The organism is Candidatus Methanoperedens sp., assembly GCA_012026795.1.
Classification (GTDB): Archaea; Halobacteriota; Methanosarcinia; order Methanosarcinales; family Methanoperedenaceae; genus Methanoperedens.
In genome coordinates, this window is record VEPM01000048.1 from 1 (window position 1) to 18,193 (window position 18,193).

Genomic DNA, 18,193 nt, shown 5'->3' on the forward strand with positions numbered 1-18,193 from the left:
GTTTAGAAAACTTATCAAGTTACCTAAATTATTTATTAAGGTAATCTGTTTTATACACGTTTAACCTGAATGGACGGGATAGATTTTTCATACGAAGTATTCCACCTTTACATCATCATACCTGGGGGCATGCCTGGAGGCATCCCACCCATTCCTCCCATACCAGCCATGCCTTGCTGGCCTGCTTCCCCGCCGCCTGACGCAGCAAGGACATCGTCAATTCTCAGGATCATTATTGCGGTTTCGGTTGCAGAGTTTATAGCCTGTGTCTTTACACGCAGAGGCTCGATAACCCCATTTTTCCACATATCTTCTGTGGTTCCTGTAAATACATTTAGTCCGACATCCTTGTTACCTTGCTCATGCTGGCTTCTAAGTTCCACAAGTTTATCTATCGGGTCAAGCCCTGCATTTTCGGCAAGTGTCTTTGGGATCACTTCAAGAGCCTCGGCAAACTTCATGACTGCAAGCTGCTCTCTTCCTTTTAGTGTTGAGCCATAATCTTTTAACCTCAAAGCAAGCTCGATTTCAGGAGAACCTGCGCCTGCGACCAGTTGTTCATCTTCGATCGCAACACCGACGGCTCTTAACGCATCCTCAAGTGCGCGCTCGGTACTTTCCACTACGTGTTCCGTGCCGCCCCGGATCAGGATCGATACGGCTTTCGGATTCACGCATTCCGTGATGTAGAGCATCTTATCTTCGCCATGACCTTTCAGTTCTACAAGTCCGGCTCTCCCGATATCGGATGCTTCAAAATCATCAAGGCTTGTTATCAGGTTTGCCCCAATTGCCCTTGCAACTTTATCAATGTCCTTTTTCTCTACACGTTCAACTGCAAGGATATTTGCTTTTGCCATGAAATACTGGGCCATATCCTCGATTCCAAGCTGACAGAGGACAACATTTGCTCCTGTTGCTGCTATCCTGTTGACTATGTCATGAACGATCTGCTCTTCCTGATCCAGGTATCGTGTTAGTTCATCTGGTGTTGAAATACTGATTTGTGCTTCAAGTTCCATCTTGCTGAATTCGATGGGTCTTGTTATTAGTGCTATCTTTGCATTATCGACCCTGTTTGGCATATTGTTACTTGCTTTGTTCTTATCAAGGACAATACCTTTGATAAGCTCGCAGTCATCTATGCTCTGGCCGACCTTTTTCTCTATCTTGATATTATCAATGTCAACTACTTTCTTCCCATCCTCTTCATCCACAATGGATTTGATTGCTGTAACAACTATTTCCGCAAGTCTTTCTTTTGCCCCTTCTGCTCCTTTCCCGGTCATTGCCGTTCTTGCGATATTAAGGAGGGCTTCATCATCATTTTCGGAAATCGTGTGAGTTATGTCATTTAAGATCTCAATTGCCTTATCTGCTGCTGCCCTGTAGCCTGAAGCAATTATTGTGGGATGTACGTCCTGTCCGATCAATTCCCCTGCACTCATGAGCAATTCCCCGGTAAGAACTGCGGCTGTCGTAGTGCCATCCCCGACTTCGTCATCCTGTGTTTTTGCAACCTCAACAATCATTTTTGCAGCAGGGTGCGCAATTTCCATCTCCCTGAGGATTGTAACTCCGTCATTTGTGATTATGACATCTCCGCTTCCGCTTACGAGCATCTTGTCCATGCCCTTCGGGCCAAGCGTGGTCCTTACTGCATCTGCTACCGCTTTTGCCGCCGCGATATTATTGTTGCGGGCTTCTTTCCCGCGTGTTCTCTCTGTACCTTCCCTTAAAATGATAATCGGCTGTCCGCCAAGTTGTGCTGCCATAGATAATTATCCTCCTGATACTGTTATTATATCTTATTCAGATCTCCCGATGAATTATATAATTATTCAAATATCGGGATATGATTTTTGCAAAACAATGTTTGAGGTTCTATATAAAAACTACGTTTGAAGGGTTCTGTAAAAAGTGTTAAATAGCAAACAGGTTATACAGAAACACCCAAGAGCTGCTTCTAAATGATGTATATTGCTTATGCAATTTATCAGGCCGGAGTGACGAGATAGCCAAGCCCGGTATGGCGCAGGGTTGCTAACCCTGTGTTCCGCAAGGAGCTCGGGGGTTCAAGTCCCCCTCTCGTCGTCCTGTATCAATAAGTAACCGAACCATTAGAATTGAATGGACACCTGCAAAAATACCGCCTTGAAAAATACTATAAATAAGACATTAGCCCTGACAGAAATATAATAAAAATATTTGTATAAAAAGAGGAGTAACAATGGAAAAGAGATTAGGAGTAATATTCTTAAAAGCTTCGTTGATATATTTTACTATAAGTGTTACGATGGGAGTTATTATAAGTATAAGACCAATCTATGAATTTATAATATTATCAACGCTATTTGAAAGGGCACATGCACATATAAGCCTTATCGGCTGGGTAAGTCTCTCTATAATAGGGCTTATATATTATTCTGTATTAGGAAATAAACCCTTATATAATGAGAAGCTAGGAAATATGGGCTTCTGGCTTATAAATATTGGTATAATTTCAGAGTTTATTGCATTAATAATGGGAGGATATGCACAGGCATCCTCGTTCAAAGCAGGAGATTTTGCAATGGAGCATACAAGTATGTACGTTATCACAATGTTAATAATAATCTTCGCTGTTGTAATCATGATTGGTGTTTATATCTCAATATATAATATATACAAAACATTAGGAAGACCTGAAACAGAATAAATCGATTATCTGTTTAGCGGGTTATGCCGGATACATCATACGCTATCCAATCAATTATTACTAATAGAGATAAACCAAAAAACAGGAGCTTTATGATACTTTCAAACCTCAATATTATCCTATAAAACCCCTTACCTCAATCTTATCCCATAAAATTCCCGGTATATCTGATACATTTCTCCAGCTGTCACAGAAAAGTTCATATGCTCATAAACATAATAACTATGACCTTGATTGTCAGGAGGCGAACAAACTCATGTCCAATAAGGAAAAAAAGAAATCCAAGGATTCAAAAAAGGCGCCTAAGAAGAAATGATTGTTTAAGTTTAATTTTCTTTTTTTATTTTTTGCAGCTTACTGAACTGCTTTTCCTTTAGGTTCCATATTTCATTTCAGTGACCGCCCTCACCCATTTTTACTTCCCGCACGCCTGCATCTTCGAACTTTGAACCGCTTCCTGCTTTTGTGGGTTTTTCAGCGATCTTTTTCACTTTAGATACGATATCTTTTCCAAGTCTCTTACATTCATCAAGATCTTTTTCAGTAGGTTGATATTGAATACGTAATACCGGATCTATTACATTCATCCCAAGCTCACGCATTTTTTCTGCAATCATTACGGGCGCCTCACCGCTCCATCCATAAGATCCGAAAGCTGCCCCTACTTTGCCTGCTACTTTTGCCGTTTTAAGATCTTCAATGAATTTTTCCATAGGAGGCAGCATCTTATAATAGAATGTTGAAGAGCCAATCGCAATGGCATCCGCAGCAATTATGTCCTCCATTTTTGCTTCATGGAAATTTACGGCCTTAGCATTGGCATTTCTTGAATTTGCACCATCGGCAATGGCATCCGCCATCGCTTTTGTATTACCTGATGTACTGAGATATACAACAACTACTTTTGGCATATTTTTCTCACCTTTCTTTTAAATGAGTGATTTATCGATCCCACTCACATATTAATGTTAGACGTCATCTGGATAAAAGCTTTCGCTCAATGAAACATTACGGAATATTAACATGGTTTCGGACAGAAAAATAGTACTCTACATTGCTGTGAGTCTTGATGGCTACATTGCCCGTGAAAATGGTGACATTGATTGGCTGTCGATGGTTGAATCACAAAATGAGGATTATGGCTACAAAGACTTCTTGAAGTCAGTTGATACTGTAATTATGGGGCGCAGGACATATGATCAGGTTCTCACATTCGGGGATTTTCCTTACAAGGATAAGAAATGTTATGTCATCTCAAGAACTTCCAGACCTAAAGATGATTATGTTGAGTTCTGGAGCGGCGATATATGTAGGCTTATTTCCGAAATTCGGCAAAAAGATGGCTCAAACATCTGGCTTGTTGGCGGGGCACAGATTGCTGACGAATTCTTGAGCAAGAACCTGATTGACACATACATAATCTCCGTTCTTCCAATTATATTGGGCAAGGGAATTCCTCTTTTTCGTAGTGGCATACCAGAAATCAGACTGCAGCTTCGTCGAAATGTTGCCTATCCATCAGGACTGGTTCAGCTTTCTTATGAACGACCAAAATAGACCCCAAACAACACTATAGCAACTTTAAAAATTATTAAACAACTGAAAAGAACAGTTCTCTTTGCTCTTGAACGCATAGAGAGCTATGGGGTGACAAGACCGTTTTAAGCTCTAATGGGTATATATGATTAGTATGATTGACCCGTGCAAAATTCCATTAACGTCAAATATCCATGCTTGAGGTGAATATGAGTTCGATTATTTTTACTCATGGCGATTGCGATGGTATCTGCGCGGGAGCTGTTGTTAAAAGTGCGTTTCCAGATTCCAGAGTATTTTTTACAAGCCCTGTGAGCCTGCTTGGGGAACTGAACAATCTTGCCGGGAATTATGAGAATATTGTGATATGTGATATTGCTATCGATGAGAAAACCTCCCCTCAGTTGAAAATTAAATTAAATGAGCTTGACATCCAATCAAATGTGATATACATGGATCACCATCCTGTGCCTGAAAAGAACTATAATAAAAGCTGGTTTCATCATGATAACTGTTCATCTTCGGAACAGGCATACCGGATTCTTGAGAGAAAACTCAGCCGGGATATGAGACGGGTGGCAATTTACGGCGCCATAGGTGATTTCAGCGAGACCTCTCTCATAAAAAAATGGGAGCGCGACTGGGATACGAGAACGCTGTATTTCTATGCCGGAACACTAATCCAGGGAATAACGCACGTCGGCAGGGATTATGATTATAAGAGGAGGATACTGGATGCACTTTCCGGGGATACTCCCCCTCCTGAAATTGCAGGTCTTCTTGAATCGGCTGTCATCGCATCAAGAAAGGAAGAGTGGATAAAAGACGATGTCAGGCATAAAGTAGTGAAATTGAAAAACCTTGCTTATGTCCAGGATATTAACGGGTATATGTCAAAAGCTGCAATATATGCCGCCTCTATCGGGAATGCGAATGTGGGTGTATCCTGCGAATACAGGTCGAATAAACATGTGTATGATATAAGTATCCGCAGGCGCAACGGTGATATGGATTTAAATACAATACTGCGCCGTATGGCGCCATCTTACGGCGGGACAGGAGGCGGTCATCCATTTGCAGCAGGAGCACGTATCCCGGAAAAAGAGCTGGAAGCATTCTTATATAATCTGGATGAGGCGATAGGGTAATTAATCAGTATGGATTAGGTGATTAAGAAATGAGTGAAGTGAGAGTAATCCTAATTTTAAGCCCCGGGAGGGAATTGAACCCTCGACCTCATCCTTACCAAGGATGCGCTATACCTCTAAGCCACCGAGGCGCTTTTGATTTTTGCCAGGATATATTTTATATTTTTCAGCGGGCCCGGAGGGATTCGAACCCTCGACATCCGGGTTAGAAGCCCGGCGCTATATCCAAGCTAAGCCACGAGCCCAGCGAGAAACTCCAAGATGTTTTGTTTATTTAAAAAGTTTGTGCATCAAATCCCGTATTCATTTTTCAATGCTTCTATTTCCGGCAATAATATATAATCCAGTGACGTTCCTTTAGCTTCCCTTATCTGAAGCGTTTCAATAATCTGCGAATAGCATCCACCTGCAAGCCCATTTGCAATGATCGCAGCGCCCTGGGCAGCTTCCTTGACGGTTTTTGCCCCAAAACCCTCGACCCTCCTGACGGGCGCAATATCAAGCCGGTGTTCTAATTCTTCAAAAAGACCCTCAACTCTTGATATCCTGCCGGAAACAAGTATCTCTCGCGGATCAACAGATGCCGTAAGTTGCAGGACATCTTTAATTGCGCCTTCAAGATATGCATTTAAAGCATCATCATTATCCATTAATTCTTCCGGCGTTTTTGCAAATTTTTCAACTCCTCCATTAAAAACAAGTTCCTTATTGAAACCGCCTAACAGATAAGCAAGTTCCGAATCCATTCCACCGAGTGAGAGATAACCGATGCTACCCGTACTTCCACCGATACCATCTACGATTTTTCCATTATTTACTGCAACAGCGGCAGTATATCCGAATCCCATTTCGAGTAATATGAACGAGGTTTCATTGTACCCGATATTATACTTTAACGCCTGGTCACGTATTCCAAGAGCTGTGCAGCATAGTTTATCCGCTGTACCCATATCGATTTTGTTTAACTTCCTGTAGAAGGGGATAGTAGGAAGGTGTATTACACCCGGAATAAAAAATACAGGGAGTTTGTTGTGTTGCATCCGCATTATGGATGTACGAAGTCCAAGGAGACTTTTCCTGTCATCTTTCTTAATAAGCGACATAAGAAATAATTCCCTCTGGCCTATATTTTTGATATCAGTAATCGGAATTCCAAAGCCCGAAGGTCCAACAACAAGATTTGCCCCTGATTTTATTATAATATTTGAAATCAGCTCAGGCTCTTTGATTATGTCCTTTGTGGATATTGAAAGATCCAGAATTATTTTTTCGTCATCAAGACCGCAAAAATCAAAACTTTTTGTTCCAGGGTCTATGCCGATTACTCTTACCATATCCCCAAGTTATCATACTATCTAATTAATGTTTATGTTTGTTTATGTTTTTGCCGGCCTGCGTTCAATTACTTTTACCCAGTGACCCGGAGTGACCTCGGCAAAGATAGGTGAATTGGGTGCAAGTTCATCAAAATATATAGTCTCATCAACCAGCGGATGATCTTCACCACCGCATACCGGACATTTTTCAAAATATGTCTTTCTTTTACCATGAGCTGACATAGAAACCTCCCATTTATATTCCTGCCCTGATAAGCCATAAGAGTATTGGTTGATTGGCAATAGTTTTTTATTATCTATGGCTATTATGAAATAAGAACCAGGGATTACCATGCAAGCAGAAATTTACGATAAAGTAAGCCTAGAGACTAATGGCGTGAAATATGAGGGGACGCTAATGCCATCTCAGACAGACAGGATAGTTTTAAAATTAAAAAATGGATATAATATCGGGATAAAAAAAGAATCGGCATCTTTAAAATTGCTTGATAAGAAAGAAGAAAAAATGTCCCATACTGAAATTGGCCGGGTGGAGAAGAAGAAAAAAGAAAAACTCCCCAGCATCTCTATTCTTTCAACTGGAGGCACTATTGCAAGCAAGATAGATTACCGCACAGGAGCCGTAACGTCACAATTCTCGGCAGATGACGTTCTTTCTGCAATCCCTGAACTTGAAGAAATAGCTAATTACAACTGTAAGATGATTTACAGCATCCTGAGCGAGAACATGAGACCATCTTACTGGGTTGAGCTTGCACGTGCCGTATATGAGGAAATAAAGAACGGAGCAGATGGTGTCATTATCACCCATGGAACTGATACTATGATGTATACTGCTGCAGCGCTTTCTTTCATGATAGAAACCCCTGTTCCAATCGTGCTTGTGGGCTCGCAGCGAAGTGCGGACAGGCCAAGCAGCGATAATGCCATGAATGCAATATGCGCAGCTAAAGTCGCAACAAGTGATATAGCCGAAGTATGCGTAGTGATGCATGGCTCTACGAGTGATGATTTCTGTTATATCCACAGGGGAACAAAAGTCCGTAAGATGCATACCTCGCGCCGCGATGCATTCCAGTCGATTAACGCGCGCCCCATAGGACGCGTGGAATATCCTTCGGGAGAAATTAAAATGCTCTCTCCTTTTGTAAAAAGAGGAGAAAAAGAACTTGCTATAAATGATAAGCTGGAACCAAAATGCGCCCTGATAAAATATGTTACGGGCGCAAGTAATGAATCTCTTTTATTCCATTCGGGTTCAGGATACAAGGGTATTGTAATAGAAGGCACCGGTCTTGGACATGTTTCTACAGAATGGATCCCGCTTATAAAATCAGTAACGAATGCCGGAATTCCGGTGGTCATGACTTCACAATGTATAAACGGCAGGGTATGCGATCGTGTTTATGACACAGGCAGGGATATCCTTAAAGCAGGTGCTATCGAAAGTGAAGATGTTCTTTCTGAGGTAGCTCTTGTAAAATTAATGTGGATATTGGGGCAAACTAAGGATATCGAAAAAGTAAATGTTATGATGCACACCAATATCGCAGGTGAATTAACCCGAAGTACTCGTTCATAATGAGTATAATAATAATTATTCTTGTCTAAGAATATATAGGTAAATATTAAATAGTAGCAGAACATTAAGGTAGTTGCTGTAGGATCAGGCGCCTAATGCCTTTAGTACCCTCAGTCTCCTTCGACCCATCGTTTTTATTAGGCGCCTGATAACTACGCTATTTTTCTTTAGAATAGTCTCTTTAGAATAGGTTTCAGGACTGTTTTAATAATCTATAGAGTAATTATGATAATGATAATAATTATTCATATTAAAGAATATAACAGATAATATTAAATACTTTTGAATCATCATTAATATTGCTGTAGGATCAGGCGCCTAATGCCTTTAGTACCCTCAGTCTCCTTCGACCCATCGTTTTTATTAGGCGCCTGGCCTGCACTATTCTATTTCTTACTTGGTCTTCATTTCCTGCTTGATCTTCTCAAGTACCAGGATATTTTTGATCCCTGTGTATGGATAGTTCCCGGTCTTGTCTTTTTCCACTGATTTTACCATGTCCCAAATTGTCAGGAGCGCTACACTTACTCCATGAAGTGCTTCCATTTCTACCCCGGTTTTTCCAATGGATTTTACCTCAACTGTCACTTTCACCTTTTCCATTCCAAGATCAAATTGAACGTCAATCCCCGTTATCGGTATCTGATGACACATGGGGATCACAGAGGAAGTGTTTTTTATTGCGATAACAGAAGCTATACGTGCAGTTTCAAGCACCGCCCCTTTCTCAATTTCCATATTTCTGATAGCTGCAATTGTTTCCGGCCTTAATTGTATCTCACCTGTGGCTGTTGCGCATCTAAAAACATCATGTTTTTCGCTGATATCAACCATCTTAGCCCTGCCATCCTCGATATGTGATAATCTCATATTTTCATCACTGCCGGGATGTAATCAATGACATCTGTCGCAAGAAGACCGTATCCAAATTCCTTAAATGCCAGGTCCCCCGCAGCTCCATTAATAAATGCTCCGCAGGCAGCGGCTTCAAGAGGTGATTTGCATCGCGCAAAAAGGGCTCCTGTCAGGCCTGCCAGGACATCACCCGTTCCACCAACGGTCATGCCTGCATTGCCTGTCCTGTTGGCTCTGACTTCTATGCCATCTGACATCAGGTCAATTGCACCTTTTAATAATACAGTGACCTCATTTTTTTGTGCGAAATTTTTTACGAATTCAATTCTTTCTTTCTCCTTATTTGGGACATCATTACCCGACAACCGTTTCATTTCACCAGCATGGGGCGTCAGGATCATATTTTTCCCCAGAAGAGGCAACAATTGTGGGGATAGGGCATCAGCATCAATAATTGTTTTTTTGCATAATGGCACTATTTTTTCAATTGCCAAAAGGGTCTCATCTGCATTCCCAAGACCCATACCAATGACAACAATATCGTGTTTTTCAATTAGCCTGGAAATAATCGGCACATCTTCTTCAACAAGTATATCTCCGGTAAGCTTTTTTACAATGAGATTCGGGGAGAAAGAGGCGATAATATCCGAAACATTCTCTGGCGCAGCAACTGTTACGATATCAGCACCAGCCCTTAGTGCAGAAAGCGCAGAAAGTGCAGGCGCCCCTGAATATGGTCCTCCCCCGATAACGAGGATTCTTCCTGCATCCCCTTTATGGCTCATTGCAGGTCTTTTTAAAAAGGGCTGGATATCACCCGGCCCGACATAAAATTCTGCTTCAATTGGAATTCCGATATCAACAACACGGACTTCGCCTGTATATCCGGGGGCATTTTGTGAAAGTAAACCTGTTTTCATTTTATGAAACGTAAGAGTCAATCCTGCATGCACTGATTTCTCAAATTCCCCACCATCAGGATCAAAACCGGACGGCACATCCACGGAAATCACGAAGGCGCCTGACATGTTTATCAGGTCAATGATAGTAGACTCAGGTTCATGGATTTTCCCCCGCACGCCTGTTCCAAAAACCCCGTCAATGATAACCTTTGCATTCTTTAATATGGAAGGATCGAAGGCTGTTGAATTCGTAGCCTGAATAAGCGGAATTGATGCTTTTTCAAGGGCATTCCAGTTATGCAGCGCTTCCGGTGTTTTTATTTCTTCTTTTTTCCCGATGAGGATCACAGTGACATCATAACCACCCAGATGTCGCGCAGCAACGAAAGCGTCACCGCCATTATTACCTCTGCCTGCAATGACCACAATCTTTCCTGAACTTATTCTTTCTTTAACAGCACAGGCAATGGCAGCGCCGGCATTTTCCATGAGCTGGAGGCGTTTTATCCCCAGGTATTCACAATTTGCGTCTATGGCTGCCATGCGGGCTGAAGTGATTGTTTGCATATACTGATAATCGGCACATGAACACTTATAATTTATTAAAAGAATATGAATGGTACGGTTGAAATGTAACCTTCTCCTATGATTCCAGTTTCAATTTACGCTGGTATTTTGGTACTGGATACAATATAATCTATGGATTTGCATAGAATTAAGCGCCTGGTCGTAAGTTTTAAGGCTGCATAAATTAGAAGGATATTATTCACTAAGATTCTATATAGTCAAAAACGTATCTACAGGCCTCGTAACATTTGTACTGGGTTTGGGAGTGACTGAAGACGATAGGAGTCATGTGCATCCTTTGAATAGCTTGAACCAGAATAATAGTCGCGGCGCTAAAATTGGGGCACAAGAGTTCATAGACAACAGAGATCTATACGCATGTAAGTAACAGGGATATAGGGAAGATAAAAAGTCCGCTGGATAGCTTACAGATAAAAGGAGGAGAGGATGATGATTGCAGATGTTCGACCAGAAGTATATGCGAACTCTGTTCGGATAAATCGCTAAATCGTGAGGATATCCGAACCAAGTTCGGATATACAACGTTATATGCCATTAATTCCTAATATTTCGGAGGGAATTATAACGGCAACATCCATGTCACCGTAAAAGTATATTGTATAAAATAATAAACTATAGACCATGAAGTTCTTGGAGGAACACAAAATGAGCGATGAAGAGCATAATATTCACGATTTTGATATTGCATTAATTTGCGAATATTTTTCCAGTATGGATCGTCAAGGGCCAGGAAGCCAGGAAGCAACAATAAGAGCATTGAGCTTTATTGATAATATACACGAAAAATCAAACATTGTTGATCTTGGTTGTGGTACTGGAGGTCAAACTATAGTTTTGGCTCAAAACACTCCAGGGAATATTACAGGCATTGATTTAGTCCCTGGTTTTATCGACAAACTAAATGACAATGCACAAAAATTGAATCTTCAAAGCAGAGTTAAAGGTGTTATTGGTTCAATGGATAAACTTGATTTTCAATCAAATGAATTAGACCTTATTTGGAGTGAAGGAGCAATATATAATATTGGTTTTGAAAAAGGCATGAATTATTGGAATAAGTTTTTGAAAAAAGGTGGCTATGTTGCTGTTACTGAAGCATCATGGTTTACAGAAGAACGGCCAAAAGAAATATTTGATTTTTGGAATGAAGCATATCCTGAAATAGACACCATTCCAAATAAAATTGCTCAAATGCAAAAAGCAGGCTATGTTGTTATGGCATCATTCATATTGCCTGAAATTTGCTGGATTGACAATTTTTTTGTTCCGGAAATAACAGCACAAAAAATATTTTTGGATAAATACAAAGGTAATAAATCTGCCGAAGAGTTCGTAAAATACGAAAAGCATGGAGCTGAACTTTATAATAAGTATAAAGAATATTATGGGTATGTATTTTATATTGGAAAGAAAATATAGAAGCTCCGCCAGCATCCGTGCTGACGGCTAACGTAGCGGAATTAACGGCATATAACAGCGGCTACCCGGTTTCGCTCCCGATGGTCGCTTCACCCGAAATTGTCAGCCCTATTCAGCTGCGGCGGATGATGATAGATTTTGGAAGATTAAAATTAAGTTCATAGTTATATGAACTCAGAATCAAAACTCGCTGATTTTCACAGGCATATGGAATTTTATATCCAACACATTAACTCAGCAAAAATAGATAAGTGAAGAAGTCCCAAAGAAAGAAATCATGTCCCAGCCACAATCCCACCTCAAACGAGTCCGCACAATTGCAGATTACCAGTTCGGCCGCGGTGCGGGCGAAACCCTGTTTTCCGATGATGTCAGATTCCAGTTCTCAACCACAAAAAGGATCCGCCAGATACTTCTTGATAACGAGCGCATAGCAACGGTCAGGGCAAAAGATGGTATGCTGACCCTGAGTATGAAAGGTGCAGGAAAACTTCATGGATTTACCAGGTATCCGGGACAAAGAGTTGTAGTAAACAGCGATGCTGCGCCATTTGTCGCTAAAGGAAAGACCGCTTTTTCACGGCACGTTGTGGCAGCTGACCCTGAAATACGGGCAGGTCAGGAAGTTCTTGTCGTGGATGAAAATGACCGCCTGCTTGCAACAGGAAAAACTGTATTGTCCGCCTCTGAGATGCAGGCATTTAAAATAGGTATTGCCGTAGATATAAGAAGCGGAATTGGTACAAAAGATAAAACTGATATTGATTGAATGCTTTTTTTATCCCATATTATTACTGTGGGTTATCAATCAGTATAGTAAATATTATATATGGTAATGTTGTATTATGCACAGGTGAGTTAATGAGTCACGTCATCGGATTGAAATGCAGGGAATGCGGAACTGAGTACCCTGCAGGTATCCAGAATACATGTTATGAGTGCTTCGGGCCTCTTGAAGTCAATTATGATTGGGATTATGTTTCAGATCATATAAGCAAAGAGAAGATCGCTGCGGGTCCAAAATCCATCTGGAGATACGCAGACATGCTGCCCCTTGAATCAGAAAAGCGCGTAGACCTTGGTGCCGGTTTTAATAAATTACATCGGGCCGAGCGCCTGGGAGCAGCGCTGGGGCTTGATGAACTCTATATCCTTGATGAGTCGGTGAATCCTACAAATTCATTTAAGGACAGGGTAACATCTGTTGCAGTTTCAAAGGCTCTTGAATTCGATATCAAGGCCGTGGGATGCGCAAGCACAGGAAACCTTGCAGCAGCAGTCGGCGCCCATGCTGCAAAGGCAGGACTTCCTGCATATATTTTCATACCAGCCACAATCGAGCTTGGCAAGATCGTGCAGATGCTTGTCTACGGGCCAAATGTCATTGCTGTGGAAGGTACATACGATGATGCAAACCGGCTTGCAAGCGAGGTCGCAGATTCCCATCCTGACTGGGCTTTTGTGAATATCAATATCCGCCCATATTATACTGAAGGTTCAAAGACGCTGGCTTATGAAACTGCCGAACAGTTGAACTGGCAGGTTCCTGACCATGTTGTTGCACCCCTGGCCAGCGGGGCATTGCTCTGTGCTATTTCCAGAGGATACAAGGAACTTGAGCGCGTTGGCCTCGTTGACAGAGCAGATTTCAAGATATCGGGGTCACAACCGCAGAACTGTTCCCCTATATCCGCTGCTGTCCAGAACAACAACGAGGTCGTTCCTGTCCGAAATTTTGAGACTGTTGCTCACAGCCTTGCAATAGGTAATCCTGCAGATGGCTATTATGCAAAGAAGACTATCCTTGATTCAGGCGGTTTTGCGGCATCACCTACTGATGCTGAAATAATAGATGCAATACATCTTCTTGCAAGAACAGAGGGCATATTCACAGAACCGGCAGGCGGCACAACTGTTGCAGGTTTAAAGAAGCTTGTTGAAAGCGGACATATCCGGAAAGATGAAAGGGTCGTTGTCTATGTGACCGGAAATGGTCTTAAGGCGCAGGACACCCTGCTCAAGTCATTGCAGCGCCCGCCTGTGATAAAACCTATGATCAGTGAGTTTGAACGTCTTTTTGCGCCAAAACTTGATATTCATGAACAGAAGGCAGCTATAGCGATATAAAGATAAAGGTGATTTAAATGGTTAAAATAAGATTCTCTTCAGCATTAAGCAACGTGACACATGCACGCGAAACGATACTTGAATCAGGGGATACGACAGTAAAAGCAGTTCTTGACAAGCTCATCCAGCAGTTCGGTCCTGATTTTGAGAAACGTATCCTTGATAAAGGCGAAGTACGAAGATTTGTGAATTTGTATGTGAACGGCGAGGATATAAGACACTTAAGCGGTCTTGACAGCCCTGTTAAGGATGCTGACGAGATCTCAATTCTCCCTGCTGTCAGCGGTGGATAAATTTTTCATTTCTTTTGAAGCTCATGGACATTAAGGATTTAAAATTCGAAGATGGACTGATCACGGCTATAGCCCAGGATCACAAAACAGGGGAAATTCTCATGGTCGCATTCATGGACAGGGAAGCTCTCCAAAAGACCATTGAGACAAGAAGAGGTTATTACTGGAGCAGGTCAAGGCGCAAGCTCTGGAAAAAGGGGGAAAGCTCAGGACATGAGCAGATCGTTCATGATATTTTGATAGACTGCGACGCTGACGCTATTGTGCTTAAGGTCGAACAGATAGGAGGCGCCTGCCATACCGGATACAGGTCGTGTTTTTACAGGACGATAGATGGTGAGGTTGTAGGAGAGAAGTTATTCGAGCCTGAGGATGTTTATAAGAAATAATATTCACTTACGCCGTCCTGTATAATTTCTGTTTCTCCACCAGCCCCAGGTCAAATAACCAATACAACCAACAAATGTAAGCGTGGAAATAATGATCCCGAGGTAGAAATATGACTGGGGCTTGAAATATAAAACCATCTCCACATCAATACTTCCATCTGGATTTTCCTTATAATACTCTGGTGGATAATTGGACTTAATATAATCCGGATCAATAGCCCATTTATTAGCATATTCATTTGCTATAGTATGCTTATCATCAAAAACAGGCTTTTCCCAGAGATAGGACAGCTCTTCTCCTTGAAAAAAAGTTTGACTATGTTCACATTCATTAGCCTTATTGTATGCATAATACCTTATTTCCTTGCACCATCCATTTGAAGGATTGGCTTTTAGATATAGATTCCAGTTCTTATGGAATGATTCCAGGAATATCAAATCTTGAGAAGAACTTAAATTCTCGATATAAAGATTGTACTTTGTGGGATTGATTTTTTTAAAGTATGAATTATATATGTGTGGTGTTGATAACCCAATATCGAATAAATCATAATATTTGTTGCTTTCAACCAATTTACTGTTTTTCAAAAAATATTCCCGGAAATTTTCAGAGAATATTGGAGATAATGAAAAAATATCTATTTCATCCTTATTAACTATCACATAACGGAGATTCATTTCTTCTAAAGTCCTTTTTAAATCAGGGTCTGGATTATTATTGAAAATTTTTTTATATGCATTATTTTTAGTATTGAGACTAAGTGAATCCCTGTTATATGCTATAGGTTTATTAAATAAATAATCTTTTAATATATAATCTTGTTGTATAAAATAAGTATTCTTATTAATTCCCCAATAATAGGCTTCGTAGTTAATATTTGGGTATGAAATTATTGAATTCAAAGTTTTGTCCTTATCTAACACTATATTAACTTTTTTATACTCTTGAGGTATTTGTGTTGCCAGGATGGTTCCTCCAAGATTTCCTGTAAACATCGCTGTATTTAACAAGAATATTATTATAATAAAAATAGTAAGTATGTAATTTTTGAATTTAAATTTCCAGTCAAGATATAGAACTGCAAAGTAAAATAGGTATATTGGAATGATGATTATTAAAAACCTGGAAAAACTTCTGAAAAAAGAGAACCATGAAATATTATCCCATAAATACATCCATAAACTTCCTGAAATCCTGGAAACAGGACCTAAAGCTAAATTAAAAAATACTATATAAGATACAAACAGGAATACTAAAAAATTCTTGTATTTATGATTATTAATCTTAAATAACGTAATTAACATCAGACCCACTAATCCTATATAAAAAATATAATGGAAGATTGTTTGATGGAGATTTTTGCTGAAAAAATTGAAATATTGATAAAAGTTAATGGCATTGATATAGCTTGAAACTTTTAAGAAACCCTGAAACACATTAAATAGATTAGTATTATAAGTCTCGATAGGATCTCTTATGATAGAACCGTATAGAAATGGTAAGAACCAATATGAATTAACTAATATTATGCCACTAAATATCAAAAAAGATTTTAAAATTGTGTTTTTATATAATTTGGTTTCCCAAAATAAGAAAAATAAAAACATTGAAAGAAAAAACATATAAATAATCAAATAGAATGGATGAACTGCATTTAAGGATAGTAAGATCAATAAAATTATGTGATAATATTCTATTTTTTTATTTTGATATATTTTAAATAGTATTAAAATTAAAAAAGCAAATGATATATTACCAAAATAATAATAATAAAAAGCACCAAATCCTATATGTTCAATTGAAAGATTATTTAATATAACAAATAGGCCAGCTAATAAACTATAAAAAAAATTATTTGTAATATATTTGAATGTATAGAAATATACAAGCGAGCACAGGAAAATTAAGCCGAACGATAATAAATATGATATCAAATTGTCATTTAATCCGAATAATTTTAGAAATAATATAGAAATTCCTTTTGGAAAATATAAAAAAACAGTATTGGATTGGTCAAGCCCGAAATAATTTGATGTATATGTCGTGATTGTATTAAGAGAATTTTGGCCTATATTCCAGAAATAAGCGCCATCGTTATAAGTGATACCGCCACGATCAGGTAAGACTTGGTATGAAATTCCTATCGTTATGGTCAAAAAAAACAGTATAACTCCAAGATTTTGGATAACTTTATAATTCATCTTTTAATACACTCCTCTTAAAAGAATGGGAATTTAAGATAACGGTTGTCCAATTATTAGGATCCTGATGTATTAATACCTTCGAGCTGTTTGCTTTCAGGTTCTTAATGTCGCTCTTATAAGTAAGAAAATCCTCACTTACGCCGTCCTGTATAAAAGCGAACTCTCAAGAATATATAGAATGCAAAACAGCCAATAATTATCAAAATAAGGTTATCGAGGTATCTTTCAACAAACTGCATGTCGATTGTAATGCCATAAACTAAAGATATTATAAGAAATACAGAAAGAAGAATCACGACATTCAAGGAAGTATCCGATATCAGGGAAATATTTTTTTCAGTTTTAATAAGATGCAAATACTTTAAATACTGCAGCTTGATAACACTTATTTTTTTCCGAATTTGTGCGTCTATCCGGGTATTTTGTCTTTTAAACTCTGAAATACTTGCCTTTGTTTTGGATATAGCCCTGCGCAGATATAATTGTAGTATGGAATACAGGTTTGTTAGTATAAAGTTAATATTTCTAATAAATTTCAATCCATGATATTGTATGAAATCCAAAACAACACAAACGCGTTTTATAGCAAGGTTGAGCTTCTGCATGGGATCTTCAGGAAGTGCAAGTTCAAAAAAACGAATTGCTATCCCTATGACCATAAAATAATATGCATATATGGCAAGATTTTCAGCAAGTTTCTCGTGGCCAATAGCAAGTGTTACAGCAGTGACTGTAAGAAGCATAAGTGCAATTAAAAACGGGTAGTTAGAGGTGGGCCAGGATAAAAACTCTTGATAAATTCCGGTTTTTTTATCTAAATATTCCTCATCCATTTTTGTTCCTCCACCAGTCCCAGGTCAAATAACCAATACAACCAACAAATGTAAGCGTGGAAATAATAATCCCGAGGTAAAAATATGACTGGGGTTTGAAATATAAAACCATCTCCACATCGATACTTCCATCTGGATTTTCCTTATAATACTTTGGTGGATAATTGGACTTAATATAATTTGGATCAATAGCCCATTTATTAGCATATTCATTTGCTATAGTATGCTTATCATCAAAAACAGGCTTTTCCCAGAGATAGGACAGCTCTTCTCCTTGAAAA

Annotated in this window: 17 protein-coding genes, 3 tRNA genes and 1 pseudogene; 11 read left to right on the forward strand and 10 right to left on the reverse strand. The window is 39.4% G+C overall.

Features of this window, described 5'->3' with window-relative positions; genetic code table 11:
• Positions 1-107: 107 nt before the first annotated feature.
• Positions 108-1,775, reverse strand: coding sequence for a thermosome subunit (locus FIB07_17395; GenBank protein NJD54623.1), 1,668 nt, complete (start codon positions 1,773-1,775; stop codon positions 108-110).
• Between the two features lie 233 nt (positions 1,776-2,008).
• Between FIB07_17395 and FIB07_17400 the strand changes: the two genes are divergently transcribed.
• Together FIB07_17400 and FIB07_17405 are read left to right on the forward strand one after the other, a co-directional pair.
• Positions 2,009-2,094 (forward strand) — tRNA-Ser (locus FIB07_17400).
• A 136-nt stretch (positions 2,095-2,230) separates the two neighbouring features.
• Positions 2,231-2,698 carry a hypothetical protein gene (locus FIB07_17405; GenBank protein NJD54624.1) on the forward strand — a complete coding sequence of 156 codons (468 nt, stop codon included), beginning with the start codon at positions 2,231-2,233 and terminating at the stop codon, positions 2,696-2,698.
• Positions 2,699-3,090: 392 nt separating this feature from the next.
• On the opposite strand, the gene FIB07_17410 is transcribed toward FIB07_17405, so the two are convergent.
• On the reverse strand, positions 3,091-3,609 hold the full coding sequence (locus FIB07_17410; GenBank protein ID NJD54625.1) for an FprA family A-type flavoprotein: 519 nt from the start codon (positions 3,607-3,609) through the stop codon (positions 3,091-3,093).
• A gap of 112 nt (positions 3,610-3,721) precedes the next feature.
• Between FIB07_17410 and FIB07_17415 the strand changes: the two genes are divergently transcribed.
• Together FIB07_17415 and FIB07_17420 are read left to right on the forward strand one after the other, a co-directional pair.
• The gene (locus FIB07_17415; protein NJD54626.1) at positions 3,722-4,255 is read left to right on the forward strand and encodes a dihydrofolate reductase; all 534 of its coding nucleotides are present in this window, start codon (positions 3,722-3,724) and stop codon (positions 4,253-4,255) included.
• A 173-nt stretch (positions 4,256-4,428) separates the two neighbouring features.
• Positions 4,429-5,382, forward strand: a complete 954-nt coding sequence (locus FIB07_17420) for a DHH family phosphoesterase (GenBank protein NJD54627.1) — start codon at positions 4,429-4,431, stop codon at positions 5,380-5,382.
• A 59-nt stretch (positions 5,383-5,441) separates the two neighbouring features.
• Here FIB07_17420 and FIB07_17425 read toward each other — a convergent pair.
• The 4 genes from FIB07_17425 to FIB07_17440 all read right to left on the reverse strand — a co-directional run bounded on the left by FIB07_17425 (position 5,442) and on the right by FIB07_17440 (position 6,941).
• Positions 5,442-5,513 (reverse strand) — tRNA-Thr (locus FIB07_17425).
• A gap of 39 nt (positions 5,514-5,552) precedes the next feature.
• Positions 5,553-5,627: transfer RNA gene (locus FIB07_17430), tRNA-Arg, on the reverse strand.
• A 45-nt stretch (positions 5,628-5,672) separates the two neighbouring features.
• Positions 5,673-6,716 (reverse strand): DUF1464 domain-containing protein, encoded by a 1,044-nt coding sequence (locus FIB07_17435; GenBank protein ID NJD54628.1) that lies wholly within the window; start codon positions 6,714-6,716, stop codon positions 5,673-5,675.
• A gap of 42 nt (positions 6,717-6,758) precedes the next feature.
• Entirely contained in the window at positions 6,759-6,941 is a 183-nt protein-coding gene (locus FIB07_17440; protein ID NJD54629.1) for a hypothetical protein, read from the reverse strand.
• A 109-nt stretch (positions 6,942-7,050) separates the two neighbouring features.
• On the opposite strand from FIB07_17440, the gene gatD reads away from it, so the two are divergent.
• On the forward strand, positions 7,051-8,301 hold the full coding sequence (gene gatD, locus FIB07_17445; GenBank protein NJD54630.1) for a Glu-tRNA(Gln) amidotransferase subunit GatD: 1,251 nt from the start codon (positions 7,051-7,053) through the stop codon (positions 8,299-8,301).
• Between the two features lie 393 nt (positions 8,302-8,694).
• On the opposite strand, the gene moaC is transcribed toward gatD, so the two are convergent.
• Both moaC and FIB07_17455 read right to left on the reverse strand, forming a co-directional pair.
• Positions 8,695-9,171, reverse strand: coding sequence for a cyclic pyranopterin monophosphate synthase MoaC (moaC, locus tag FIB07_17450; GenBank protein NJD54631.1), 477 nt, complete (start codon positions 9,169-9,171; stop codon positions 8,695-8,697).
• Positions 9,168-10,625, reverse strand: coding sequence for an NAD(P)H-hydrate dehydratase (locus FIB07_17455; protein NJD54632.1), 1,458 nt, complete (start codon positions 10,623-10,625; stop codon positions 9,168-9,170). Before FIB07_17455 ends, moaC begins: the two co-directional genes overlap by 4 nt.
• Positions 10,626-10,963: 338 nt before the next feature.
• Between FIB07_17455 and FIB07_17460 the strand changes: the two are divergent.
• The 6 genes and pseudogenes from FIB07_17460 to hisI all read left to right on the forward strand — a co-directional run bounded on the left by FIB07_17460 (position 10,964) and on the right by hisI (position 14,874).
• A pseudogene (locus FIB07_17460) lies at positions 10,964-11,053 on the forward strand (recombinase XerC).
• 238 nt (positions 11,054-11,291) lie between these two features.
• Positions 11,292-12,065: a class I SAM-dependent methyltransferase gene (locus tag FIB07_17465; GenBank protein NJD54633.1), complete on the forward strand. Its 774-nt coding sequence runs from the start codon at positions 11,292-11,294 to the stop codon at positions 12,063-12,065.
• Between the two features lie 277 nt (positions 12,066-12,342).
• Positions 12,343-12,834, forward strand: a complete 492-nt coding sequence (locus FIB07_17470) for a pseudouridine synthase (protein ID NJD54634.1) — start codon at positions 12,343-12,345, stop codon at positions 12,832-12,834.
• A 92-nt stretch (positions 12,835-12,926) separates the two neighbouring features.
• On the forward strand, positions 12,927-14,192 hold the full coding sequence (locus FIB07_17475; GenBank protein NJD54635.1) for a threonine synthase: 1,266 nt from the start codon (positions 12,927-12,929) through the stop codon (positions 14,190-14,192).
• Positions 14,193-14,209: 17 nt separating this feature from the next.
• Positions 14,210-14,485, forward strand: a complete 276-nt coding sequence (locus FIB07_17480) for a MoaD/ThiS family protein (protein NJD54636.1) — start codon at positions 14,210-14,212, stop codon at positions 14,483-14,485.
• A gap of 23 nt (positions 14,486-14,508) precedes the next feature.
• The gene (hisI, locus tag FIB07_17485) at positions 14,509-14,874 is read left to right on the forward strand and encodes a phosphoribosyl-AMP cyclohydrolase (protein ID NJD54637.1); all 366 of its coding nucleotides are present in this window, start codon (positions 14,509-14,511) and stop codon (positions 14,872-14,874) included.
• A 3-nt stretch (positions 14,875-14,877) separates the two neighbouring features.
• On the opposite strand, the gene FIB07_17490 is transcribed toward hisI, so the two are convergent.
• Together FIB07_17490 and FIB07_17495 are read right to left on the reverse strand one after the other, a co-directional pair.
• Positions 14,878-16,179: a hypothetical protein gene (locus tag FIB07_17490; GenBank protein ID NJD54638.1), complete on the reverse strand. Its 1,302-nt coding sequence runs from the start codon at positions 16,177-16,179 to the stop codon at positions 14,878-14,880.
• Positions 16,180-17,210: 1,031 nt separating this feature from the next.
• Positions 17,211-17,912 (reverse strand): hypothetical protein, encoded by a 702-nt coding sequence (locus FIB07_17495; protein ID NJD54639.1) that lies wholly within the window; start codon positions 17,910-17,912, stop codon positions 17,211-17,213.
• Positions 17,913-18,193: the final 281 nt, after the last annotated feature.

What these genes read in the sequence shown, in the direction of transcription:
- FIB07_17475 (NJD54635.1), top strand. Translation starts at nt 12,927, where the DNA reads ATGAGTCACGTCATCGGATTGAAATGCAGGGAATGCGGAACTGAGTAC.
- hisI (NJD54637.1), top strand. Translation starts at nt 14,509, where the DNA reads ATGGACATTAAGGATTTAAAATTCGAAGATGGACTGATCACGGCTATA.
- FIB07_17395 (NJD54623.1), bottom strand. Translation starts at nt 1,775, where the DNA reads ATGGCAGCACAACTTGGCGGACAGCCGATTATCATTTTAAGGGAAGGT.
- FIB07_17440 (NJD54629.1), bottom strand. Translation starts at nt 6,941, where the DNA reads ATGTCAGCTCATGGTAAAAGAAAGACATATTTTGAAAAATGTCCGGTA.
- FIB07_17405 (NJD54624.1), top strand. Translation starts at nt 2,231, where the DNA reads ATGGAAAAGAGATTAGGAGTAATATTCTTAAAAGCTTCGTTGATATAT.
- FIB07_17495 (NJD54639.1), bottom strand. Translation starts at nt 17,912, where the DNA reads ATGGATGAGGAATATTTAGATAAAAAAACCGGAATTTATCAAGAGTTT.
- FIB07_17420 (NJD54627.1), top strand. Translation starts at nt 4,429, where the DNA reads ATGCTTGAGGTGAATATGAGTTCGATTATTTTTACTCATGGCGATTGC.
- gatD (NJD54630.1), top strand. Translation starts at nt 7,051, where the DNA reads ATGCAAGCAGAAATTTACGATAAAGTAAGCCTAGAGACTAATGGCGTG.
- FIB07_17455 (NJD54632.1), bottom strand. Translation starts at nt 10,625, where the DNA reads ATGCAAACAATCACTTCAGCCCGCATGGCAGCCATAGACGCAAATTGT.
- FIB07_17435 (NJD54628.1), bottom strand. Translation starts at nt 6,716, where the DNA reads ATGGTAAGAGTAATCGGCATAGACCCTGGAACAAAAAGTTTTGATTTT.
- FIB07_17410 (NJD54625.1), bottom strand. Translation starts at nt 3,609, where the DNA reads ATGCCAAAAGTAGTTGTTGTATATCTCAGTACATCAGGTAATACAAAA.
- FIB07_17470 (NJD54634.1), top strand. Translation starts at nt 12,343, where the DNA reads ATGTCCCAGCCACAATCCCACCTCAAACGAGTCCGCACAATTGCAGAT.
- FIB07_17480 (NJD54636.1), top strand. Translation starts at nt 14,210, where the DNA reads ATGGTTAAAATAAGATTCTCTTCAGCATTAAGCAACGTGACACATGCA.
- FIB07_17490 (NJD54638.1), bottom strand. Translation starts at nt 16,179, where the DNA reads ATGTTAATTACGTTATTTAAGATTAATAATCATAAATACAAGAATTTT.
- FIB07_17465 (NJD54633.1), top strand. Translation starts at nt 11,292, where the DNA reads ATGAGCGATGAAGAGCATAATATTCACGATTTTGATATTGCATTAATT.
- FIB07_17415 (NJD54626.1), top strand. Translation starts at nt 3,722, where the DNA reads ATGGTTTCGGACAGAAAAATAGTACTCTACATTGCTGTGAGTCTTGAT.
- moaC (NJD54631.1), bottom strand. Translation starts at nt 9,171, where the DNA reads ATGAGATTATCACATATCGAGGATGGCAGGGCTAAGATGGTTGATATC.